The organism is Rheinheimera sp. D18, assembly GCF_004345025.1.
GTDB lineage: Bacteria > Pseudomonadota > Gammaproteobacteria > Enterobacterales > Alteromonadaceae > Alishewanella > Alishewanella metallidurans.
Map to the genome: position 1 here is coordinate 2,319,313 of NZ_CP037745.1, position 24,812 is coordinate 2,344,124.

A 24,812-nucleotide genomic window follows, 5' to 3' on the forward strand; every position below is an offset into this window, starting at 1 on the left:
TTACGCTTGGTTTATATACTCAGATAGAGCAGCGACATGCTGCTCTGTTTTTAAGTGAAAATCGACCAGTTGCCCCTCTACACCCTGCCAATTTATCGTCTCTTGCTCAAATGTTTTTGCTTGTTGCTGCACCCACAATAATCCAACTGAAGCTGCTGCGCCTTTAAGCTTATGTGCTGCCTCTTGAAAATCATGCTGTTGCCGCTGTACAGCCGTTTCCATTAGTCTATTTATATACCCAGGCAATAACTGCGAAAATAACTGCACGCTACGGCGCATAGCATCCTTGCCCAAAGAGTTTAGGTAATCGTTAAGTATCACCAAATCCAATACTTGTTCACTAGTATCTGCCGACACAACATTAATTTTCTGCAACCTTACCGCGCTAGGTGAAAACAACCGCGCTAACATAGCATCCAATTTTTCAGTATTAATCGGCTTTGCTAGCGCATCATCAATATGGATATTTTGCAGTTGCTGCTCAGCTTTACGCACATTTGCACTTAATACCACTATAGGTAGTGCCGCCAAATGAGGCTCCTGCCGTATGTAGCTCGCTATTTGCTCACCATTCATATCGGGTAACTGCATATCTAGTAAGACTAAATCTAGATCGTCTTCGGTTTCTAGCAGTGCTATTGCATCTTCTCCAGTTTCAGCATGAATTACCGTGTGCCCGCGCTGCTCTAATAAAGCTATGGCTATTTCAGCATTTAATGGCACATCTTCAATCAATAAAATAGTCAGCGCTGGGCATTCTATCTGCTGCTGTTGCTCTGGCTGCTTGATCTCAGTTGGCAGTTCAATACTAAAACAACTCCCCGCTCCTAATTCACTGCTGACACGGATGCTGCCTTGCATCGCTTCCATCAGTGCTCTTGACACCGATAAACCAATACCCGAGCCCATCATGCTTAAACGCCTGCCATCAGAGGCTTTGTAATACATATCAAAAATATGTGTTTGCTCAGTTGCTGCGATACCAATGCCAGTGTCTCGCACCGAGAACTGTAATTTATTACCCGCCGTATCTAGCTGACAACATAAGCTCACACTACCCGCCGCGGTAAACTTAACGGCATTATTTATTAAGTTCCACAATACTTGGCGTAAGCGCGTTGGGTCTAACCATAAATACACATGTAGTGGCCCTTTACAGCTTAAATTGAACTGCAAACCTTTTTGCTGGCAAAGCAACTCAGCAAAGTTCGCGATATCATTAATAAATTGCTCAAAGGAAATAGTTTGGTAAACAATATCAAGATCTTGGCGGTCAATTTTATCTAAGTCGATAATATCGTTGAAAATATTACCTAAGGTTTCAGCACTACTAAAGATAGTGTTAGCCCAGCCATTTTGCTGCAGAGTTAATTTACTTTCTAACAAACGCCGGCTTAAACCAACAATGCCATTCAGCGGCGTTCTAAGCTCGTGGCTTAGCGTAGCAATAAACTTACCCTTATCTTGGTAAGCAGTTTCTAATGCTTGCTCGGCTAGCTTACGTGACGTAATGTCGCGACCAAAACCAAGTAAGCCAATATAACGGTTATGCCGGTCATAAAATGGCACTTTGCGCATTTCAAACCAGATTATTTCGCCATCGTCTTTAACAAACTCCACATCTAACGTCAGTTCAGACAGCTGCATATTAACTTCGTGCTCGGTTAAAATAGCCGACTGCGCACTGTCTTCAGTGTAAAGCTCGGCCGGATAATTGCCAATTAGCTCTATTGCCGACTTACCCATAATAACTTCAAACATTTTATTACAGCTAACAATACGCCCGGTTTCATCGCGGTAGTAAAATAAGTCAGGAGAGCTATCGACAATTGAGCGAATAAGTAAACTTTGCTCTTCTAATTCTATTTGTGCTCTTTTTCGCTCAGAGATTTCTTTACGTAATTCATCAATCGCGCGCCGCTTTGCCTGAAACGCCTTTTTACGTTCTTCTATTTCAAAGTTTAATTGGCGAATATTATCCTGCATGCCTTCATTTAATAAACGTTCTTGACGAGCAGAATCTTCCAAATAAAACAGTGCTGCATCAAGATGAAGCACTAAATAAAATAAAAACGCGATAAAAATGGGGCCAAACACTGCTGCAACTGCGACAGCGCCTTTAACATAGCTCCAATCAACATGATTGCTAATAACTATGCCCAGCACTGCGCTGACAAACACCGCCAATAACAAAAACAAAAGCTGACATAGTAATGCCAGCTTTAATTTACCCAAGTGTTTAATCCAACTTGCGAAGGTTTTAATTTGGGGATGAACTGGGCCTTGCATTAGGGGTTCACCTTATGACGTAAATTTTTAGTTCGCAGGTTGTATATCCAATATCATGTTGCGGTATGAGCAATATTGCAGCTCAGTACCATTTAGACGAAATGCACCTTGGCGAGCATATGACGACGAGTCTTTATATAAACGTGCGGTATAGCCCTGGCCAACACGTACCGTCTTTGCTGTTGCCTGTTGGCTTTGCGTGACGCAAAGCAGATTAGCTAGCTGCCGGTAGTTATCGCGTTCAAACAGGTCGCCAGAGTACAGTAACGGTGTTTGGTTATTATTAGGTGCAAACTTCCACTCAGCAAAACGGGTACGTAAAATCCCATCTTTTATTTCCAGCTTATCGTCGCGAGTTAAGTAATGGGTATTAATCTTACTAAGGTTAATTGCCGCGCCTTCGCCAGAGCTAAGCGTTTTCTCGTTATCGACAATATAAACACCGCCAGCACCTATTACTTCCATTGTTACTTCTGCTGCAGTATCGCTCTGACCAAGCGACACTAATAGTGCAGTTGTTTCATCAATACCAAAGCCAAAACGGGTTTGGCTATCATTTTGTAACCTAATTAATCGCCCTTGACGGCTGCGCTCAGAAAATTGCGTATCAAGCACGCCCCAAGGAAACAAACCTAAGCCACCCTCAGCGGAGTAAGTAAGGTGGTTCTCCGATAAACCATTGGCGCAGCTTTGATCTTTATCACAGCCACTTTGTGGCGCCGCCAAGTCAAAAGCCCCAAACTGCATCGCATTATAGCTATCACCGTTAGTTATCATTGGCGTTCTATGCCCCTGATACCTGCCTCCAGCCATCAGTGCAGTACCAGCATTGCTTGTTGCAACAATAATATTACCATCCGCCAACATGGCTTCAATTTGTTTTAGTTCAGCGGTAGCCGTGCCGTCAGGTTGACGAAACGCTTGTAACGCTAAACTTTGATCACCATCAGTAATGAAAATCGCGTCAGAACGACGAATTTGTTCTACTGCAGCTTGGCTACCTTTTTTGCAGAAAGCCTCTAATTCTTTTGCTAAATCTGGGTAAACTCGACTGCGCTGATATGTACCATGATAAGCCGCTAAGTATTGCGGTAATTGATCACAACTGGCTTTGTTGTCAACTTCGATATGCTGTGCGGCCTGATATGCCGCATTTAACGGAAACCAGCTCACTTCGGCCCCCGCTTCTTCAAATAAATTAGTATAAAAATCTACCGAGGCAAAGGGATCTCGCTCTGCTGCAGTAATCACTAGAATGCGCGGTTTACGCTGTGTTCCAGCTACTTGCTGTGCCAGTTCAATAATTTTATGGTAAATTTCGACGGTAAACGCATCTTTGGTTTTTGCTAAATTTGCATATTCTTTTTGTCGTACGTTAGCACTGTTGCGCCGCGAACTATTTTCAACAGTTGATATCACCTGCAGTTGGTCGAGAACAAAATTGCGCTCACGATCGGTTAAAGCACTATAGTTAACTCGGCCTGACACCCAGATACCGTCTATTTCAATTTCGGCTGAACGCCACAGCCTTAGTAAATCACGTTCAGTTAAACGATCGCCATTTACTTTGCTGCGCACAAATTCAAGCACCGCCAATGTTTGTTGCTGTTCAATCACCCGCTCTTCACCCCAGATTGCATTATTAGCAATACTAGTTAGCTGCTCTGGCAATACCGCAAACATATCTGCAGATTTAGCTGCTGTAGTAAAAGTATCAGCCTCAGCACAATTACGTGGATGCATAGAGCTGCAAACATTCAGTCCTCCGCCAACTAAAACCATAGTGTAGTCAGGAGATTTTTTCGTGTCTTTTACATTTGCTGCAGACGCGGTGCAAGCGAGTAGAGCTGCAGATAAATACAAGCCGAGTATTTTCATTGTTTTCTTTCTTATATTTAGCGCTAATGCGCTTTACTACCAATAAACAAGATAGCAAGCATAAATTTAACTGTGCATAGATTATCCTGTATTGACTTATTTGCCAATTATACCTAGCCGATAAGCTATATTTTATTCATTTTAACTGCAGGTTTACGCGGTTATATCCACTGTTTAAATTCTAATTATTCCCACACGCTAAGTTATCTACTTATTTACGCACGGCGACAACAGCAAAAGTGCATAAAAATACAAATACAGAAAAAACATAGAGATAGAATTGAATTAAAATCATCAATTCTCATCGCGATAAACTAGGTATAAATAGCAAGAATATTGTCAATTCATGTAATTAATTTTCATTTTTTAATAATTTAAGCTTCATAAAAAAGTACTAATATCTGTTGGCCACTATGCTTGACTTATCACTTAAATGCAGATAAACATAGATTACTTACGTTTAGACGGCTAAAAGTATTTAGTATTTCTATACTGTGCAATCGGCTTGAGAAATAATATTTCGTTATTTTATTTCAACCAAAAGCAAAATCGCCATAACGAATAAAAAACCACTTTAACCGCATATTTATACTGAAAGTTTCAAGAGGGATACTTTATGGCGTTGTACCAACACAACCAAGCACGAGAAAATTGTGGTTTTGGTTTAATTACACACTTAGAAGGCGCTGTAAGCCACCGCATAGTAAGAACGGCAATTAGCGGCCTTGATCGCATGCAGCACCGTGGTGGTATCTCCGCCGATGGAAAAACTGGCGATGGCTGCGGTTTGTTAATGCAAAAACCCGACAGTTTTTTTCGCGCTATTGCTCAAGAGCAAGGCTGGCATCTTGCCGAAAAATACGGTGTTGGCATGATTTTTTTTAGCCAAGACCCAGTAAAAGCCGCACTAGCAAAAAATATTATTGAACAAGAAATTGTCAGTGAAACCCTAAGCTTGGTCGCATGGCGTAGCTTGCCAATAGACAGCACGGTGCTTGGCCCTCTAGCGCTTAGCTCTATGCCTAACATGCAGCAGATTATTGTAAATGCGCCACATGGTTGGACAGATCACGATTTAGAGCGCCGATTATTTATGGCGCGGCGGCGTATTGAAAAACAATTGTCTGACGATAGCGACTTTTATATTCCCAGCTTCTCATCACTGGTAACGGTATTTAAAGGCTTAATGATGCCAGCCGATTTACCACGTTATTTTCTCGATTTAGCCGACATTCGAATGGAAACCGCTATTTGCGTGTTTCACCAGCGATTTTCTACCAACACTATGCCACGCTGGCAGTTAGCACAGCCATTTCGCTTTTTGGCACATAATGGCGAAATTAATACCATTACCGGTAATCGGCAATGGGCACGCGCGCGCCAATATAAATTTGCCTCGCCGTTGCTACCTGACTTACAAGATGCCGCGCCCTTTGTTAGTCAAACGGGCTCTGACTCAAGTTCACTAGATAACATGCTAGAGCTGCTCTTAGCCGGCGGGATGGACTTATTTCGTGCGATGCGTTTATTAATGCCTCCAGCTTGGCAAGCTAACCGCGTAATGGATGATAATTTAAAAGCGTTTTACGAATTTAACGCCATGCACATGGAACCCTGGGACGGCCCAGCCGGTATTGTGATGACCAATGGCCAGCATGTTGCGTGTAATCTCGACCGCAACGGTTTGCGCCCGGCCCGCTTTGTTATTACTCGCGACAAGTTAATTACCCTTGCTTCTGAAGTCGGCATTTGGGATTACTCGCCGGATGAAGTAGTAGAAAAAGGCCGCGTTGGCCCAGGCGAAATGCTAGCGGTAGATACGACTACAGGCAAAATTTGGCGCTCAGAACAAATTGATCATAATTTAATGGCAAGGCATCCCTATCGCGATTGGTTAGATAGTAACGTACAACGTTTAATACCTTACGAGCACTATGAAACCGACCTAATTGGTAAACGTGTTTTTACTGACGATGACATGCTGGTGTATCACAAACTGTTTAACTACAGTTATGAAGAAATAGATCAAATCATTACTGTGCTTGCCAAAGATGGCCAAGAAGCCGTTGGTTCCATGGGCGACGACACGCCAATGGCCGTACTTTCGCGTAAGCCGCGCACGTTATACGATTATTTTCGCCAACAGTTTGCCCAAGTAACCAATCCGCCAATTGACCCATTGCGTGAAGCGCACGTGATGTCGTTAGCCACAAGTATTGGCCATGAACATAACGTGTTTAAAGAAACTGCAGGGTATGCACGCCGCATTCAGTTTGAATCGCCAGTGATGATGTATTCCGATCTTAAGCAGTTAAAGCAGGCTGATGCCATACACTACAAACATCACATTTTTTCGCTAAATTTCGACCCAGCGCAGCAACAGTTACAACAAGCGATACAACAGTTATGTGCCGATGTCATTGACGCAGTGCGCCATAACAATGTGGTGCTAGTTATTCTAACAGACCGGCAAATTAAGCCGCATTTATTACCTATTCCGGCAGCTATGGCAGTAGGTGCGGTACAACATGCGCTAGTTGCTGCTCAACTACGCTGCGATTCAAATATTATTATTGAAACCGCATCAGCCCGCGACCCGCACCATTTTGCCGTGTTAATTGGTTTGGGCGCCACCGGCATTTATCCGTTTATGGCTTATGAAACAGTAGAACAATTAGTAGAAAAAAACGTGATTAACTTAACCGCCCGGCAAGCCGTACTAAATTACCGCAAAGGTATAAATAAAGGTTTATACAAAATCATGTCGAAGATGGGCATTTCGACGGTTGCTAGCTATCGTTGCTCTAATTTATTTGAGGCTGTAGGTATAGCCAAAACGGTAATGCAGCTGTGCTTTACCGATATTCCCTCTCGGATTGAAGGCGCAGATTTTACTGATTTTCAGCAAGACAGCCAACAACTAGCCAATATAGCTTGGTTAAAGCGCAAGCCATTAAACCATGGCGGTTTACTAAAATATGTACACGACGGTGAGTACCATGCCTATAACCCCGATGTAGTGCAAACACTACAAAAAGCCGTGCGTTCGGGTAACTATGAACACTATTTAGAATACAGTAAAACGGTAAACGAGCGACCGATCACGCATTTGCGAGACCTATTTAAGCTTCACAGCAAAACCTCAGTACCTCTGGAGCAAGTAGAAACTGAGCAACAGCTTTATGCTCGCTTTGATAGCGCTGCAATGTCTATTGGCGCATTAAGCCCTGAAGCACATGAGGCGCTTGCTATTGCCATGAATCGTTTAGGGGGCCGTTCTAATTCTGGTGAGGGTGGTGAAGATCCGCGCCGGTTTGGCACCGAAAAAAACTCTAAAATAAAGCAAGTCGCCTCAGGCCGTTTTGGGGTAACTCCGCATTACTTAGTTAATGCAGAGGTAATACAAATTAAGGTGGCACAAGGAGCAAAACCGGGTGAAGGCGGCCAATTACCCGGTGAAAAAGTGACTGCTGAAATAGCCCGTTTACGCTATTCAGTACTAGGTGTCACACTTATTTCACCACCGCCACACCACGATATTTATTCTATTGAAGATTTAGCTCAGCTTATTTTCGATTTAAAACAAGTTAACCCGCAGGCACTTATTTCGGTAAAACTGGTGTCTGAACCTGGCATTGGCACCATAGCCGCGGGTGTGGCTAAGGCGTATGCCGACTTAATCACGGTATCCGGTTACGATGGCGGCACCGGCGCCAGCCCTCTGTCGTCGGTAAAATATGCGGGAAGCCCATGGGAGCTGGGCTTAGCTGAAGTGCATCAAGCCTTAGTCGAAAACGGCTTGCGCCATCGAGTGCGCTTACAAGTTGATGGTGGTCTAAAAACGGGGTTAGACGTAGTCAAAGCAGCCATTTTAGGTGCTGAAAGTTTTGGCTTTGGCACAGGCCCAATGGTCGCGCTGGGCTGTAAATTCTTGCGTATTTGCCATTTAAACAACTGTGCTACCGGCGTAGCGACTCAAGATGAAACGTTGCGTCGTGACCATTTCAATGGCTTGCCCGAAATGGTGATGAACTACTTTAAATTTTTAGCGTTTGACGTGCGTAACTTAATGGCAGAACTGGGCGTAACTGAGCTTACCCAACTAATTGGCCGTACCGATTTACTCCGGATTAAAGCCAGCCAAACACCAAAGCAGGCAAAACTTAATCTTACACCAATACTGCAAGCCAGCGCGGTGCAATCTGATAAGCCTTTGTACTGTGTGCAAAACAACGCGCCATTTGACCAAGGCGCGTTAAATCAGCAGCTACTAGCGCATTGCCAACAAATGGTACTGCATAAAACCGGTGGCACACTTAACCTCAGCATTCGCAATACTGACCGCTCGGTAGGCGCAACTCTCTCTGGCTTTATTGCCCGCCAACACGGAAATCAAGGCATGGCAACCGATCCTATTCGAGCACATTTTACCGGCACAGCAGGCCAAAGCTTTGGGGTATGGAATGCCGGCGGTTTGCATATGTCGTTGCAAGGCGATGCCAACGACTACGTGGGTAAAGGTATGACCGGCGGCCAACTTGCTATTTATCCAGATAAGGGCAGCCCATTTGCCAAAAACGGCTTTACCATTGCCGGCAACACCTGCTTATACGGCGCTACCGGTGGCCGTTTATACGCAGCTGGACAAGTAGGCGAACGTTTTGCCGTGCGTAATTCTGGCGCTTTAGCGGTAGTTGAAGGCACTGGCGATAACTGCTGCGAGTACATGACCGGCGGTGTAGTAGTAGTACTTGGCGGGACCGGTGTTAATTTTGGCGCAGGCATGACAGGTGGTTTTGCCTATTTATTAGATGAACAGCAAGATTTAGCACTGCGTTTAAACCCTGAATTAGTTGAAGCGCTAGACGTAAGCATGCCGATATTACAAGAGCACTTACGCAGCTTACTGCACCAACATGTAGAGCAAACAAATAGCGAGAAAGCGCGCAAAATCTTAAACGACTTTAACCACTATTTAAGTCAATTTAAGCTGATAAAACCTAAAACTAGCGATGTAAATACCTTGCTAGGACACCGCGCGCGCTCATCCGCTGAGCTGCGCGTACAAGCAATGTAGGGAGGCGTAATGGCACAAAATGTATACCAGTTTATCGACGTAAAACGGATTGATCCGCCAAAACGCTCACACAGCGAACGCACTATTGAGTTCGTCGAAATTTACCAACCCATGACCAGCACTCAGGTAGCAGGCCAAGCCGATCGCTGCCTAGATTGTGGTAACCCATATTGCGAATGGAAATGCCCAGTACACAATTATATTCCTCAATGGCTAAAGCTGGCTAACGAAGGCAAGATTATTGAAGCCGCCGAACTAGCACATAAAACCAATAGCTTACCAGAGGTATGTGGCAGAGTTTGCCCACAAGATCGCCTATGCGAAGGTGCTTGTACCCTAGATGAAGGTTTTGGCGCTGTAACTATAGGCAGTATCGAAAAATACATTACCGACAAGGCCTTTGAAATGGGCTGGCGACCGGATTTATCTGCCGTAATTAAAACGCAGCACCGCGTTGCGGTAATTGGTGCGGGCCCTGCCGGCTTAGCCTGTGCCGACGTGTTAATTCGCAATGGCGTAACGCCCGTGGTATTTGACCGCTATCCAGAAATAGGCGGCTTACTTACTTTTGGCATACCGCCATTTAAGTTAGAAAAACAAGTATTAACATTACGCCGCAGTATTTTTAGCGAAATGGGCATAGAGTTTCGCTTAAATACCCACGTTGGTATTGATGTAAACTTCGATAGTTTACTAGCTGAATACGATGCGGTATTTTTAGCTTTAGGCACCTATACACCAATGCGAGGCGCCCTGATCAATGAGCAAGCCAACGGCGTATATGAAGCTTTACCATTTTTAATTGGCAATATTAACCAGCTAATGGGTTGGCAAACTGGGCATGACTATATCAATTTAGCTAACAAAACCGTCGTCGTGCTCGGTGGCGGTGATACCGCAATGGACTGTGTGCGCACCGCCATTCGGCAAGGGGCAAAACAAGTTAGTTGTGCTTATCGGCGTGACGAAGCCAATATGCCAGGTTCACGTAAAGAAGTACAAAATGCCCGCGAAGAAGGCGTAACGTTTTTATTTAATTTACAACCCTTAGGCATAGAGCTTAATGACCACGGCCAAGTATACGGCGTAAAAGTAATAACCACCGCATTGGGTAAAGCAGATAGTAAAGGTAGACGCAGCCCACAACCCGTGCCTGGTTCAGAACAAATACTCGCTGCTGATGCAGTAATTATTGCGTTTGGCTTTGCGCCTAGCCCACCGCAGTGGTTAATTGATTTAGGTGTTGAGCTAGATAGCAAAGGCTGTGTTATCGCTAACGAAAAAAGCACCTATGCGATGCAAACCAACCAGCAGAAAATTTTCGCTGGTGGGGACATGGTATTAGGTTCTGATTTAGTGGTTACTGCTATTGCCCAAGGACGTAAAGCCGCAGAGGGGATCTTAGATTACTTACAGGTTTAACCAAAATAATTAGGTTTTACCGAAGCTAAAACTCTACTATAGCTGCAGTCTGTTAACGAGTAGAAACACACAGGATGTCTAGACGGAATGAGCCAAGCAAAACAAATAGCTGAAATTATTCTTAAAGGCTTTCGTCGGCATTTTAATTTATTTCAAGCCATAACCGCTAAAGCTAAACAGCGGTTTGAGCTGGCCGACTGGCGCGCATTTCAGCAAGACAGTTCCGAGCGGATCTCGTTTTACGATCAACGCGTTATTGAAGCCATTGCTCAGCTTGCTACAGCATTACCCTCACAATGTTTAAATGAAACGCTATGGCAGCAAGTTAAGCAGCATTACATCGAGTTTTTAGCCTTTCATCCGCAAGCGGAATTAGCTGAAACCTTTTATAACTCAGTTTTTTGTCAGCTGTTTGAACGCAAGTACTTTCATAATCAAAACATTTTTGTTGAGTCCACCCTCAGCAAGCAACATTTACCGGCACCGATAGCATCGGTATACGACAGTTATTTCCCATCACAAGATGGCTTAAAACAAACGCTGCGCAATATCGTTGCTAGCTTTGGTTTTATTACGCCCTTTATTAACCTTGACCGAGATATCCGCTTAATAGTGAAAAGCTTTGTTACGCAGTCAGCACATGGCGAGCAGCCGGTATATCAAATTCGTTTTGATATATTAAAATCGGTATTTTATCGTAATAAAGCCGCTTATATTGTCGGCCGTGCGGTAACACCTAATGGCCAACAACCCTTTATTATCCCGATACTACACCGCGAAGGTGCAGGCCTATTTATTGATACCTTAGTCACCGATACTAAGCAGATGACCATTATATTTGGTTTTTCGCGCGCGTACTTTATGGTAGCAACACAGGTGCCATCAGCATTAGTGCATTTTTTACGCGAGCTGCTACCACATAAAACCTTAGCCGAGTTATATGCTGCAATAGGATTACACAAACAAGGTAAAACCGAGTTTTACCGTGAATTGCTTAATCATTTGCATAACAGCAATGATCAGTTTGTCGCTGCACCAGGCGTGCGAGGTATGGTAATGATGGTATTTACGTTACCGTCTTTCCCATACGTATTTAAGGTTATTCGCGATAAATTTGCGCCAAGTAAAGAATTTGGCCGCGATACAGTAAAAGCTCGTTATTTACTGGTAAAAAAGCACGACCGAGTTGGCCGCATGGCCGATACTCTTGAATACTCTTATGTCGCCCTACCGAAAAACCGCTTTTCGCCAGAGCTATTAGCGGAACTACAGCAGACTATTGCTGAATCAATGTGTATAGAAGACGACCTAGTTATTATTAAACACCTATACATAGAGCGGCGGATGATTCCGCTTAACTTATACCTAGAACAGGCGTCTTTAGAAGAAAAAACCCACATTATGGACGATTACGGCAAAGCGATTAAAGAGATGATAGGCGCCAATATATTTCCAGGCGACATGCTATTAAAAAACTTTGGCGTAACCCGACATAAGCGCGTGGTGTTTTATGACTACGACGAAGTACAATATATGCTGGATGTAAACTTTAGACGCTTTCCCAAAACCGACAACTATGAAGATGCACTATTTGCCGAAGGCATTGTTTGCGCGGCACCGGGTGATGTATTTCCAGAGCAAATGGCCACCTTTGTGACACCGCAACCACAAATTAAACAGTTGCTGTTTAGCAAGCACCCAGAGCTATTAGACGCGGCTTATTGGCGCGAAAAACAACACAATATTCGCAGCGGTGTGGTAGAAGACATTTTTCCTTATCCCGACAAGATCCGCTTTTATCATCATTACAACGAAACACAAGGTTAACTATGAAAATTTACGTCGATGCGGATGCTTGCCCTGTCGTAATTAAAGACATTATGTTTCGTGCCGCCGAGCGCAAACAAATTCAAACCATTTTAGTGGCTAATCAGCTTATTAAAGTGCCACCTTCGCGCTTTATTTCTGCGCTACAAGTATCACATGGCTTTGATGAGGCCGATAACGAAATTGTCCGCCGCTGTGAGGTAGGTGACTTAGTTATTACCGCCGATATTCCACTAGCCGCTGATGTACTAGCCAAAGGTGGCCATGCGTTAAACCCGCGCGGCGAGCTATACAGCACCGAGACCATTAAACAAAAATTAACCATGCGCGACTTTATGGACACCCTGCGCGGCAGCGGCATACACACCGGCGGTCCACCACCATTAAACCAAAGCGATCGGCAAGCTTTTGCTAATCAATTAGATAAATTACTGCAACAACACAAGCCCGGCTAGCTACACCAAGAGGTAAGCACTTGCTTACTGCTAAAGCTTTGCTTTGCATTTGATATAGGGTCAATAAAACTCAGTGTTTTTGCCAATAACTGCAGCGGCTGGTTAAATTGTAAATCGGTTTTAGGCTGCAGCACTGGGTAATATTTATCATACAAAATGGGCATACCTAGGCTTTGCATATGCAAACGTAATTGATGGGTTTTACCGGTGTGCGGGCTAAGTTGAAATAAACCTAGCTCGCCCTTTTTAGCCATTAATTCGATATCAGATACCGCATTTACCTTACCCGGCACTATCGCATTAATAAAGCGTGGTTGGCTTTTTTCAATACGGTTTTCAATATGCCAGTTACACGGTAACTCTGCTTGTTGCGCTAGTGTAGTTAGCGCGGCTGTGGCCTGATACTGCTTATGTATTTGGCCGTTACTAAATAGCTGGCAGTAAGCCGCTCGGCTTTCCATGTTAAGTGAAAACAAGACTAAGCCTGCGGTTTCGCGGTCTAAACGATGCGCTGGTACCAGATCAGCTAAGCCCAACTGCTGTTGCAACCTGGCAAGCAAGCACTCATTAACATAGTCGCCACCTGGGGTAACGGGCAAAAAGTGCGGTTTATCGACAATTAAAATATGCTGATCTTGATACAGAATATGATGCGCAAACGGAATAACCGGCTCGGTAATTACTTCTCGGTAGTAACATAACCGTTTGCTGGGCGTAAAAGGCGTGTGCTCAGTAATGGCCTCGCCATTAAACCAATGCACCTTGCCGCTGTTTATGCGCGCTCGCCAAACTGCCTCTGGTATATAAGGAAACTGGCTACACAGAAACTGCAGTACGCTATGCCAACCGTTATTTACCGCGGGCAGGGTAATTTCTGAGGCGTTTGTCGCTATAGACACAGTAGGTTTCCATCATAAAATTGCCGCGCAGTGTAGCATAAAAGTCGTTACAATAGCCGCCCATAAAAGGCGGTAGCTTAGTTGTAGCTGCAGTTGCGCCAGCGCTTGGAGATTGCATGTTACACGTTAATTCGGTTTTAGCTTTACGCTCAGAGCAGCTGGCCAAAGCCACTCGCGTATTTAACGCTCGTGGTAGTAAGGTTAAACGCTGTGAATTATGTTTATTACCATTAACCGACTGCATTTGTGCCGCCAAGCCACAGGTAAAAAGTGACAGTGCCTTTTGTTTTATTATGTACACCGGCGAATGCTATAAACCCAGCAATACCGGCCGCATTATTGCCGATGTTATACCTGACAACCATGCCTTTGTTTGGGACAGAACCTGCCCCAATGCCGCAATGTTGGCGCTGTTAAACGATAGCCGCTATGCACCAATTGTGGTATTTCCACAGCAATATGCAGACGCTGAGCGCTGTATAAACTCGCCGCTTGAATTAGACAGCATTAGAGACGGAAAAACACCGCTATTTGTTATGCTTGATGGCACCTGGCGCGAGGCAAAAAAGATGTTTAAAAGTGCCTATTTGGCTAAGTTACCGGTGTTAGGCATTCAGCCTGAGCAGGCCTCAACTTATCAGTTACGCGAGGCCGCGCACTTGCATCAGTTGTGTACCGCAGAAGTGGCAATAGCAATATTAACATTAGCTGAAGATAATGCCGCCGCAGCGGCATTACAGCAGTACTTTAATGAGTTTAGGCGCGCTTATATTGTCGGTAAGCCGCACCTTAATTTAATAGAAGATTAGTTTAGCCAAAACCTAAAGCCTAGTTTGCCGCCGTATCTAACGGTGCAAAGCTCTTTACTAAATCGTCTACGGCTTTCATTTGCATTAAATACTGTTCTAGCTTAGCCAGCGGTAGTGCACAAGGGCCATCGCATTTTGCTAAGTTTGGCTCTGGGTGCGCTTCAAGAAACAAACCGGCTAAGCCCAGCGCCATGCCTGAGCGTGACAACTGCGCCACTTGGGCGCGACGCCCATCAGCTGAGCTTTCACGGCCACCGGGTTTTTGTAGCGCGTGAGTCGCATCAAAGATCACCGGCGCATAGTTTTTCATTTCGTCCATGCCCAGCATGTCTACCACTAAGTTGTTATAGCCAAAGCTGCTACCGCGCTCACACAAAATAACCTGATCATTACCCGCTTCTTTAAATTTAGTAATAATATGGCGCATTTCATGTGCTGCTAAAAACTGTGGTTTTTTAACGTTAATTACCGCACCGGTTTTTGCCATCGCCACCACTAAATCGGTTTGCCGGGCTAAAAACGCCGGTAATTGAATAACATCAACTACCTCAGCTACTGGCGCGGCTTGATATGGCTCATGCACGTCGGTAATTAGCGGTACATTAAAGGTGCGTTTTATTTCTTCAAAAATCTTTAAGCCTTCATCTAAACCTGGGCCACGATAAGAGTGCACAGAAGAGCGATTAGCCTTATCAAAAGAGGCCTTAAAAATATAAGGAATACCCAGCTTAGTGGTTACTTCAACGTAGTGTTCAGCAATGCGCATTGCCAGATCGCGGGATTCAAGCACATTCATGCCACCAAACAACACAAAGGGTAAATGGTTACCCACATTAATAGCGCCAACTTGAATACTTTGTACAGTCATAACTTATCTCTAATCCGTTGCAAGCGTTTAACTTATTATCTCATTACAGAGCAGATAAAAATACCGGCTGCTTGGTTATTGCTACTCGTATAGCTAAGGCTAACCAGCCTAAGGCGCCAAAAAAACATAACCAGCGAATAGCTTTAGTTCGGCCTTTAAACGCCATAACACCTAAGGCAATATAGGCTAATACTGCTAGCAGCTTTTCTGTTAACCAAGGCGTAACAAACGGATACTGCTGCAGGGTTACCATCAACATTACGGCACTTAACAATAAAATTGTATCTATAACGTGCGGGGCTATTTTAAAAAACTTAGTTTGTAAAATAGCCGCGGGCTTTAAATTTAAAACAAAACGTAATAATAAAAAACTGACACTAATCGCTACAATCAGTAAATGAAAATGTTTAAATGCCATGTACATCAACTTTATCCTTATTATAAAAATAGCCAGCATAGGCTGGCAATAAACTACTTTTGTGTATCAGGGTATTTTTGCAATATTGCCTCAAGCTTATCGACTCGTTGCTTAAATATTTCAACCAGTTTCGGTTCAAATTGCTTACCGGATTCTGAGTCAATAAGCGCTAACACTTGCGCTAATGGCCATGCGGTTTTATAACAACGCCGATGCCGCAGCGCATCGTAAACGTCGGCTAAGGCCACAATACGGCCATACAAATGAATATCTGTGCCTTTTTTACCCGCTGGGTACCCGCTACCATCCCATTTTTCATGGTGGTCGCGCGCAATAATGGCGCCAGCCTGAATAATACTGCGTTTTGACCCTTTTAAAATATCGTAGCCGATATTGGCATGGGATTTCATTACTTCCCACTCGTCAGCCTGTAACTTAGCCGGCTTATTTAAAATATGGTCTGGTATACCCACTTTACCGACATCATGTAACGGAGCGGCAAACATCAGTTTTTCAGCCTCGTCTTCCGCTAAGCCATAGGCTTTGGCCAGATCATAACAGATATAGGATACCCGTTTAACATGATTCCCGGTTTCAGTTGAGCGATGCTCAACCGCTTCGCTTAAACGGTAAACAATTTCGTGTTGTGTATCTTCAATTTCGTGCTGCAACTGCACATTTTCATAAGCTATTTGCACGTTTTGTGAAAATAGCTCGATTAATCGCTTTTGGTTTTCGCCAACAACACCGGGCAAGCCCGAGATATAAAGCAGCGAGCCGTGGGTAAACTTACTGGTGCAATAAGCAACTAAATAGTTATCACGGTAGACAATACCTTTTGAATGTAAGGCCTTATCAAAGGCCTCCATCAACTCTGGCGCTAATACGTCTTGTACCGGTTGACCTTCTTTACTTTCAAACTCGCCTTGCCCAGCAAACACGATAAGTTTACGCGGATCAGCCGCATCGCCGGCAATATTACCGGCAACTAATGATGAGCTAACCAATAACGCGTTTTCATCACAGCCTAATATTGAAGTAAGTTGCTGCAACACACCATCAATAAACTGCTCCATTGAATGCGCAGTAAATAAGTCGGTTGAGGCGGTAATAATTTTTTCTAACCCCTGTCGACTTTGCTCGAGTGATAAAATATCGCGGTACGAGCGTAAACTAGACATAATAACGGTAAAGAGTTTCTGTGCGGTTAACTCAGTTTTAGATTTATAATCGTTAATATCGTAGTTAATGATCACTTGGCGTTCGGGGGCTTGGCCAGGTTGTCCAGTGCGTAAAATAATTCTTACCCGCTCGTTACGCAGTTGTTCGCGAATATAACTGGCGACCAGTAAACCGGCATCATCGGTTTCCATTACTACATCTAGTAGGATAACAGCGGCATCGGGGTGTTGTTGGATTAAGGTTTTTGCTTCTGCGCCAGAATAAGCACTATAAAACTCAAGATTTTTACCTTGAAAGATAAAATCATTTAACGCGAGCTTAGTAACGGCATGCACCTCTGGTTCATCATCAACAATCAGAATTTTCCAGCTACCATGCACCAGAGGTTCAACGTAATCAGACTCGTCAGCAAATAAAAAATCATCACTCATCTATTTTCCTTAATACATGTTGGGCTTTAAGGTAATAGTTAAGTTATATGCTGGTTCGACAATTTGGTCAAAGAAAACTGCTAAAAAGCTGAAATTAATCAGCTTTTTTGCCACCGGTAATTCGCCAGTTATCGCCATAGTCTCGTTTTGATTCAACTTGCTGAAAGCCCGCTTGCACGAATAATGCTTGCACCGCCAAGGCTTGATCATAGCCATGTTCTAACCATAACCAGCCACCGCTATTAAGATAGCGGCTAGCTTGAGCAACAATTTTTGTAATATCAGCCATACCGTTATCTGCAGATATTAGTGCGGTTAATGGCTCAAACTTCAACGCGATTAAATGCGGATCTTGCGGTTCAATATAAGGTGGGTTACTAACAATTAAATCAAACTGCTTACCCGCAAGGCGGCTAAACCAGTCACTTTGCAGTATTGTGCAATTATTAATATTAAGTGCATTACGGTTATGCTCTGCTAGCTTAACCGCATCGGCAATATAATCTACTGCAGTGAGTTGCCAGCTTGGCCGGTTATGCGCTAAAGCTAAAGCAATAGCACCGGTACCAGTGCCTAAATCAAGTACAGCAGCGTGCTCTGGTAAAGCAAGTGCTAATGCCTGCTCGACTAAAATTTCGGTATCGGGCCTTGGAATTAACGTTGCAGGTGCCACCTGTAAACGCAGATCAAAAAAATGCCAATAACCAAACAAATAGGCCAGCGGCTGACCAGATAAGCGTTTTGCAAGCAATTCATTGAGCTGGAAGGTTTGTGTTTCAGTTAGCAGCTGTTCTGGGTAACTATATAAATAGCTGTTGCTTACGCCCAGCACATGACATAAGCATAATCGCGCTTCAATGTCAGGCGTTGGGCTAACATGGCTTAGGGCGTGTTGCTGTTGCCTAAGCCATTGCGCTAATGCTAATGGTTGTTGTGGCGTTGCTGACACTAGCGGTTTTCGTCTGCCAGTGCGGCTAACAAATCCGCTTGGTGCTCATGTTTTAGCGGCTCTAATACCTGATCTAAATCCCCTTCCATTACGTCATTTAAGCGGTAAATAGTCAGGTTAATTCGGTGATCAGTTAACCGGCCTTGTGGGAAGTTATAAGTACGAATACGCTCAGAGCGATCGCCACTACCAACTAATGAGCGACGGGTTGACTCTTCAACCAAACGGCGTTTTTCATCTTCAGCCGCTTGAATACGGGACTGCAAGACACTCATGGCCCGAGCACGGTTTTTATGTTGCGACCGTTCGTCCTGACATTCAACAACGATACCGGTTGGTAAGTGAGTAATACGAATGGCTGAATCGGTTCGGTTAACGTGCTGACCACCGGCACCAGAGGCACGATAGGTATCTACTTTCAAATCGGCTGGGTTAATTTCTATTGCTTCATTTTCTGGTATTTCTGGCATAATCGCTACGGTACAAGCGGAAGTGTGCACCCTGCCTTGAGATTCAGTAGCAGGTACGCGCTGTACTCGATGTCCGCCAGATTCAAATTTTAATGTACCGTAAGCGCCTTCGCCTTGTACGCTGGCAATAATTTCTTTATAGCCGCCGTGTTCACCCTCGTTAGCGCTAATAACCTCTAGCTTCCAGCGATTTTTTTCGGCAAAACGGCTATACATGCGAAATACGTCACCAGCAAAAATAGCCGCTTCATCACCACCGGCACCGGCACGAATTTCTAAAAAGCAGCTGTTATTGTCATTAGGATCTTTTGGCAATAACAAAATTTGTAATTCTTGATCCAGTTGTTCAATGCGCTCTTTAGCCGCTTTGTACTCTTCTTGCGCCATTTCACGCATTTCAGGATCACTGTCTTTTTGCATGTCTTCAGCAGATTTTAAATCGCGCTCTGCTTGCTGATAGTCGGCGAATGACTTACTGATATCTTCTAACTGACTATATTCTTTTGACAGTTCACGAAACCGATTTTGATCATTAATTACGCCAGCATCACTTAGTAGTGCTTGCACTTCTTCGTAACGTTCAGATAATCCTTCGAGCTTGCTGTATACCGATTCTTTCATGGGGTTTTATGTGCTCAATTACAGATCTAACAAAGTGTCGATCATGGTTGGTTTACTTAGTTCATCATCCTGACATAACTGTCGGATGGCTTTAGTTGGGCTGTGCATTAACCGATTACTTAGTTTGGTCGACAATTCGGTTAGTACTTTTTCTGCATCTTGCCCTGCTGATAACTGATTTAACGCTTTAGCTAGCAGTTCTGCCCGCACCTGTTCACAGCGCTGACGATAATCGCGTACCCAATCGACACTGCCTTGTAGCGTTAACCATTGAGAAAATTCAGCCACGCCTACCGTTATTATTGAACGAGCCTGCTCTGCCGCTTGCTGTCGATTACTCATATTTTGTTCAACAATAGATTGCAAATCATCTACCGTATATAAATAAGCATCTTCTAACTCTGCAACCTGCTGTTCAATATCGCGTGGTACGGCCAAATCGACTAAAAACATCGGCTTATGCTTACGCTGCTTTAATGCCTGCTCTACCATACCCTTGCCCACTATCGGCAAGGTGCTGGCGGTTGAACTAATAACAATATCGGCTTCAGCCAGCTGAAAGGGCACCTGAGCTAAGGTAATAGCTGCAGCATTAAACTGCTGTGCTAACAGCACCGCCCGCTCATAAGTGCGATTGGCCACCACTAAGCTACCGGCACCTTGCTCTTGCAAGTGTTTGGCAACTAGCTCAATGGTTTCACCGGCGCCAATTAGCAGCACGCGCACTTTGCTTAGGTTACCAAATATTTGCTTAGCTAAACTGACCGCAGCAAAGGCGACAGAAACCGCATTGGCACCAATTTCAGTATCGGTGCGGACTTGTTTTGCTACCGCAAAGGTTTTTTGAAATAAACGCTCAAACAGCGGGTTAACCGTACCTGCATTACGCGCTTGGCTATAAGCTTGCTTAACTTGACCAAAAATTTGTGGTTCGCCAAGTACTAAAGAATCCAGCCCGGAGGCCACTTGCATTAAATGCTCGGCGGCGGCATTGTCTTGATGCAAATACAGGTGAGGTTGCAGCTCGTTGCCATTAACATTATGAAATTGCGCCAACCAAGCAATTACTTGTTCCGCTTGCGCAGTACTACCGCTAAAATACAACTCGGTACGATTACAAGTAGATAAGATAACGGCATCTGAGATACTGGTTAACGTTGTCAGTTCGCGCAGGGCTTCGGGCAACTGCTCAGGCGCAAATGCTACTTGTTCGCGCAGGGCAACCGGTGCCGTTTTATGATTAATGCCTAGTGCGAAAATGGCTATCACCTGTATGATCAAAATTATCAGGGGCGAATTGTACGAAAAAGCCCTAACTAAGAAAAGCACAGTAAAGGACTTTAGTGTGGTCTATTCCATTTTACGCTTAATGTTTGTTCATTTCTTTGTTATTTGGTTAAGCGCTTGCAGTATATTATCACAGCAAACGCCAAGCGAACGGCCACTTAATACTAACCTGCGCGAGCAACAGCTCATGGCTATGCAGCAGTTTACACTACAAGCCAGCGTTGGCATAAAAACGCCAACCGATTCAACAAGCGCTAACTTGCGTTGGCAACAATATAATAATCGTCAATTTCAGGCGAGGTTAAGTAATTTTTTAGGCATCAGCCTATTTGAACTCAGTCAAAGCGAAACAGGTAGTGAAATTCAATTAAAAGGCGAAACCTATCGCGCCGTTGATACCAGTAGTCTGCTACTACAACTATCTGGTTGGTCGATGCCGCTATATGATATGCCGCTGTGGCTGCGAGGTTTACCGGGTAACAACAGCACGAATATTACCAAAGACCAATTTGGCCGAACAACCTCATTCTCGTTAACTGACAGCACAGGCATTGTCTGGCAGTTAGAATACCAGAGTTTTTTTCCTGATAGCCTATCACTGCCCAAACGTTTGATATTAACCAGCAGCGATAACCAAATTAAAATTGTGATCAGGAACTGGCAATGACAACACTGATTTTACCAGCCGTAGCGAAATTAAATTTATTTTTACATATTACTGGCCGACGACCTGACGGTTATCACAATTTACAAACGCTATTTCAGCTACTGGATACCGGCGATACACTTAGTTTTCGTTTACGTGACGACAAGCAAATTCACTTAGCCTGTAATAACCCCGACTTAGTGAACGAACAGAATTTAGTATTACGGGCCGCACGTTTACTTCAAGCCCACAGCAACTGCTTACAAGGCTGTGATATTTATTTAGATAAGCAATTGCCGATGGGTGGTGGTTTAGGTGGCGGCTCGTCTGATGCCGCAACGACCCTTTTAGGGCTAAATAAATTATGGCGGCTTAATTTGTCTTTAGACACATTGGCCGAGCTAGGCCTTAGCTTAGGTGCCGATATCCCCTTGTTTGTTAGGGGTTATACTGCTTTTGCCGAAGGTGTTGGTGAAAAGTTACGGCCAATAGAACTAGAGCAAAAAACCTACTTAATTGTTACACCAGACTGCCATATAAGCACACAACAAGTATTTCAACACCCTGATTTAATTAGAAACTCGTCACAAATACATTATCAGGAACTGTTAACTACCGCTTGGCGCAATGACTGCCAACCCTTGGTCGAACGTCTGTATCCGATTGTTGCAATAACCTTACAGTGGTTGGTAGAATACGCACCGTGTCAAATGACGGGTACTGGCGCTAGTGTGTTCGCCGCATTCCCGGACCAGACCAGTGCTCAACATGCCCTTAAGCAATTACCGCCCTCATGCCGCGGGTTTATTGCCAAGGGCGTCAACCAGTCGCCTGTGTGGGCTGCGTTGGCAGATACCGAATAAGTAACTGCAGCAGTAATATATTGCTGTTTATAGATAAACCGGATTCAACACTGCCCTGAGGATCACACCGTGCCCGACATGAAGGTTTTTGCTGGTAACGCAATACCAGAACTCGCAAGTAAAATAGCCAGCCGTTTGTACATTAAACTTGGAGATGCCGAAGTCGGCCGTTTCAGTGATGGCGAAGTTAGCGTACAAATTAATGAAAATGTACGTGGTTCTGATGTATTTATTATTCAATCTACCTGCGCACCAACCAATGACAACCTAATGGAATTAATCGTTATGGTTGACGCCCTTCGCCGCGCTTCAGCTGGCCGTATTACCGCCGTAATGCCGTATTTTGGTTATGCCCGTCAAGACCGTCGAGTACGTTCTGCCCGTGTGCCTATTACCGCCAAAGTCGTTGCTGATTTTTTATCTAGCGTTGGTGTTGACCGTGTATTAACGGTTGACCTTCATGCAGAACAAATTCAAGGTTTCTTTGATGTGCCGGTTGATAACGTATTTGCCAGCCCAGTATTATTAGATGACATGCGCAAAAAAAGCTTTGTTTCACCTGTAGTAGTATCACCGGATATTGGCGGTGTAGTGCGCGCCCGTGCTATTGCTAAGTTATTAAACGACGCTGATTTAGCCATCATTGATAAGCGCCGTCCTAAAGCTAATATTGCCCAAGTTATGCATATAATTGGTGATGTTAGAGACCGCGATTGCATTATTGTTGATGACATGATCGATACCGGCGGCACCTTATGTAAAGCGGCTGAAGCATTAAAAGAGCAAGGCGCAAAACGCGTATTTGCTTATGCTACACACCCGGTATTTTCAGGTAATGCAGCGCAGAACATTATGAACTCCGTAATCGATGAGCTCATTGTTACTGACACCATTCCGTTAACTGCAGAAATGAAAGCCATACCCAAAGTACGCCAGTTAACGCTAAGCGAAATGCTGGCGGAGTGTATTCGTCGTATTAGCAACGAAGAGTCTATTTCATCGATGTTTGATTAAATTACACTGATTTTCAAAAAGGCGCCTTACGGCGCTTTTTGCATTTAAAAAACCTAATAAAAACAAAAAACACACACCGTCAACATTTATTACAACATCCCACCTCTTCAGCATTACATACAAGCTAACTAGTTGTTTACAAAGGCCTTACATGCTTGGCATGACATTTGCTATTTCGTTGCAGTTAAAAACAACTATGAAAAGGAAAGTTCAGTTATGAAATTAGCAATATTAGCCGCAGCTGCTGGCTTACTGTTAACCACAAGCGTTAACGCGACTATTATTACCGTGTTTGACAGCATCCCGTCAGGCAGCGCATCGTTTGATAACACTGTGCAAGCAGCCGGTGGTGATCTGTACACTGACGTTTGGACTTCAATATCAAGCGGCACTACCTTAGTACGCCCTGGCTATACCGTCACCCGTAATAATGGTGGTTATATTTATGGTAACAGTTACGGCAGCATGTCAGGACAGACTATTGATATTAGCCCAGATTATAATGGTAGTGGCTCTACGGGTACTATTGTTAGCGGTGTAACCTTTCTGTTTGATGAAGCCATCAACTCTTTTGGCTTTGAAGTAGGCGACTGGGCGACCTGTTGCTTTGGCCCAACGACTGACTTATACATCTCGTTTGATGACGGCGCGCCGATCTTAGTTGCATCAGCCGGTCAAGAAAGCGACGGTATGTTCCCAGGTGCCAATGGTTATGACGTATTCGAAATCTTTGTTGCAGCGTTTGACGACTCAGCATCGTTCTCTAAAGTACAATTCTGGGGTAATGGCTCAGGTGAATATCTCGTTATAGGCGGCCAAATTAAATATGGTTTAGTCGACATTGGTAGCTTGCCACCAGAAACGGTGCCAGCTCCGGCTTCTTTTGCCTTAATCAGTTTAGGTTTACTCGGCCTAGGTTTACGCCGTCGTAAACAACAAAAATAATGGCTATTTAGATAGTAATTATTTTGTAAATTAAAAAAGCCCTCAACTGAGGGCTTTTTGCCAAGCACAACTAGCCTTTAAAGCGGTTAAACTCTTGTTCTGCTTGCTCGCGTGACATACCGTAACGCTCTTGCATTTTTCCGCAGAACTTCTCAGCTCTGCCACTTACTTCTTGCAAGTCGTCGTCGGTTAGTTTGCCCCACTTTTCTTTAATAGAGCCCGTCATTTGTTTCCACTTACCTTCTGCAATATCGCTATTCATAAAATATCTCCAATTCAGAATAGTTAGAAAATACAATGCTAAATTAAATGCCAGCATTGCTGGTCAACCTATAAGTAGCAAGACCTATACCAATCAATAAAAGTTAAATACAATCAACAAGATAAATACAATTCATCCGCAACATTCAGCTGTTCAACCTACACAGAGAGTAAATATTACCTACAACTTTGCAATAAGTT

At 44.1% G+C, this 24,812-nt stretch carries 19 protein-coding genes; 9 read left to right on the top strand and 10 right to left on the bottom strand.

The window, feature by feature from the left end:
- Both E0Z06_RS10980 and E0Z06_RS10985 read right to left on the bottom strand, forming a co-directional pair.
- A complete protein-coding gene (locus tag E0Z06_RS10980) occupies positions 1-2,289 on the bottom strand; it encodes an ATP-binding protein (RefSeq protein WP_132584628.1) in 2,289 nt (762 codons plus the stop codon).
- A 27-nt stretch (positions 2,290-2,316) separates the two neighbouring features.
- Positions 2,317-4,167: a cyanophycinase gene (locus E0Z06_RS10985; RefSeq protein ID WP_243695498.1), complete on the bottom strand. Its 1,851-nt coding sequence runs from the start codon at positions 4,165-4,167 to the stop codon at positions 2,317-2,319.
- Positions 4,168-4,783: 616 nt separating this feature from the next.
- Between E0Z06_RS10985 and gltB the strand changes: the two genes are divergently transcribed.
- The 4 genes from gltB (at position 4,784) to E0Z06_RS11005 (ending at position 12,948) form a co-directional block, all read left to right on the top strand.
- Positions 4,784-9,244 (top strand): glutamate synthase large subunit, encoded by a 4,461-nt coding sequence (gltB, locus tag E0Z06_RS10990; RefSeq protein ID WP_132584630.1) that lies wholly within the window; start codon positions 4,784-4,786, stop codon positions 9,242-9,244.
- Between the two features lie 9 nt (positions 9,245-9,253).
- Positions 9,254-10,666 carry an FAD-dependent oxidoreductase gene (locus E0Z06_RS10995; protein ID WP_132584632.1) on the top strand — a complete coding sequence of 471 codons (1,413 nt, stop codon included), beginning with the start codon at positions 9,254-9,256 and terminating at the stop codon, positions 10,664-10,666.
- Between the two features lie 87 nt (positions 10,667-10,753).
- On the top strand, positions 10,754-12,493 hold the full coding sequence (gene aceK / locus E0Z06_RS11000) for a bifunctional isocitrate dehydrogenase kinase/phosphatase (protein WP_132584634.1): 1,740 nt from the start codon (positions 10,754-10,756) through the stop codon (positions 12,491-12,493).
- Positions 12,494-12,495: 2 nt separating this feature from the next.
- Positions 12,496-12,948, top strand: coding sequence for a YaiI/YqxD family protein (locus tag E0Z06_RS11005; protein WP_132584636.1), 453 nt, complete (start codon positions 12,496-12,498; stop codon positions 12,946-12,948).
- Here the strand turns inward: E0Z06_RS11005 and E0Z06_RS11010 are convergent.
- Complete coding sequence (locus E0Z06_RS11010; RefSeq protein WP_132584638.1) at positions 12,945-13,847, bottom strand: pseudouridine synthase; 903 nt, start codon at positions 13,845-13,847, stop codon at positions 12,945-12,947. The two genes, E0Z06_RS11005 and E0Z06_RS11010, sit on opposite strands and share 4 nt — an antisense overlap.
- A gap of 116 nt (positions 13,848-13,963) precedes the next feature.
- Here E0Z06_RS11010 and E0Z06_RS11015 point away from each other — a divergent pair, with 116 nt between their 5' ends.
- Entirely contained in the window at positions 13,964-14,656 is a 693-nt protein-coding gene (locus tag E0Z06_RS11015) for a DTW domain-containing protein (RefSeq protein WP_132584640.1), read from the top strand.
- Positions 14,657-14,675: 19 nt separating this feature from the next.
- On the opposite strand, the gene kdsA is transcribed toward E0Z06_RS11015, so the two are convergent.
- From kdsA to hemA, 6 genes are all read right to left on the bottom strand, one after another.
- Positions 14,676-15,524, bottom strand: coding sequence for a 3-deoxy-8-phosphooctulonate synthase (gene kdsA / locus E0Z06_RS11020; protein ID WP_132584642.1), 849 nt, complete (start codon positions 15,522-15,524; stop codon positions 14,676-14,678).
- Between the two features lie 43 nt (positions 15,525-15,567).
- Entirely contained in the window at positions 15,568-15,948 is a 381-nt protein-coding gene (locus E0Z06_RS11025; RefSeq protein WP_132584644.1) for a SirB2 family protein, read from the bottom strand.
- Positions 15,949-15,995: 47 nt separating this feature from the next.
- On the bottom strand, positions 15,996-17,555 hold the full coding sequence (locus E0Z06_RS11030; RefSeq protein WP_132584646.1) for a response regulator: 1,560 nt from the start codon (positions 17,553-17,555) through the stop codon (positions 15,996-15,998).
- A gap of 94 nt (positions 17,556-17,649) precedes the next feature.
- Positions 17,650-18,504, bottom strand: a complete 855-nt coding sequence (gene prmC, locus E0Z06_RS11035) for a peptide chain release factor N(5)-glutamine methyltransferase (protein ID WP_132584648.1) — start codon at positions 18,502-18,504, stop codon at positions 17,650-17,652.
- Positions 18,504-19,595, bottom strand: a complete 1,092-nt coding sequence (gene prfA, locus E0Z06_RS11040) for a peptide chain release factor 1 (RefSeq protein ID WP_132584650.1) — start codon at positions 19,593-19,595, stop codon at positions 18,504-18,506. The genes prmC and prfA overlap by 1 nt, the downstream gene beginning before the upstream one ends.
- Positions 19,596-19,613: 18 nt before the next feature.
- Positions 19,614-20,864 carry a glutamyl-tRNA reductase gene (gene hemA, locus E0Z06_RS11045; RefSeq protein ID WP_243695499.1) on the bottom strand — a complete coding sequence of 417 codons (1,251 nt, stop codon included), beginning with the start codon at positions 20,862-20,864 and terminating at the stop codon, positions 19,614-19,616.
- A gap of 4 nt (positions 20,865-20,868) precedes the next feature.
- On the opposite strand from hemA, the gene lolB reads away from it, so the two are divergent.
- The 4 genes from lolB (at position 20,869) to E0Z06_RS11065 (ending at position 24,350) form a co-directional block, all read left to right on the top strand.
- A complete protein-coding gene (lolB, locus tag E0Z06_RS11050) occupies positions 20,869-21,549 on the top strand; it encodes a lipoprotein insertase outer membrane protein LolB (protein WP_243695500.1) in 681 nt (226 codons plus the stop codon).
- Positions 21,546-22,391 carry a 4-(cytidine 5'-diphospho)-2-C-methyl-D-erythritol kinase gene (ispE, locus tag E0Z06_RS11055; RefSeq protein WP_132584652.1) on the top strand — a complete coding sequence of 282 codons (846 nt, stop codon included), beginning with the start codon at positions 21,546-21,548 and terminating at the stop codon, positions 22,389-22,391. The genes lolB and ispE overlap by 4 nt, the downstream gene beginning before the upstream one ends.
- A 78-nt stretch (positions 22,392-22,469) precedes the next feature.
- Positions 22,470-23,405: a ribose-phosphate pyrophosphokinase gene (locus tag E0Z06_RS11060; protein ID WP_243695605.1), complete on the top strand. Its 936-nt coding sequence runs from the start codon at positions 22,470-22,472 to the stop codon at positions 23,403-23,405.
- A gap of 216 nt (positions 23,406-23,621) precedes the next feature.
- Positions 23,622-24,350 (top strand): PEP-CTERM sorting domain-containing protein, encoded by a 729-nt coding sequence (locus E0Z06_RS11065; RefSeq protein WP_132584656.1) that lies wholly within the window; start codon positions 23,622-23,624, stop codon positions 24,348-24,350.
- Positions 24,351-24,420: 70 nt separating this feature from the next.
- Here the strand turns inward: E0Z06_RS11065 and E0Z06_RS11070 are convergent, their stop codons facing one another.
- Positions 24,421-24,612, bottom strand: a complete 192-nt coding sequence (locus E0Z06_RS11070) for a CsbD family protein (RefSeq protein WP_132584658.1) — start codon at positions 24,610-24,612, stop codon at positions 24,421-24,423.
- Positions 24,613-24,812: the final 200 nt, after the last annotated feature.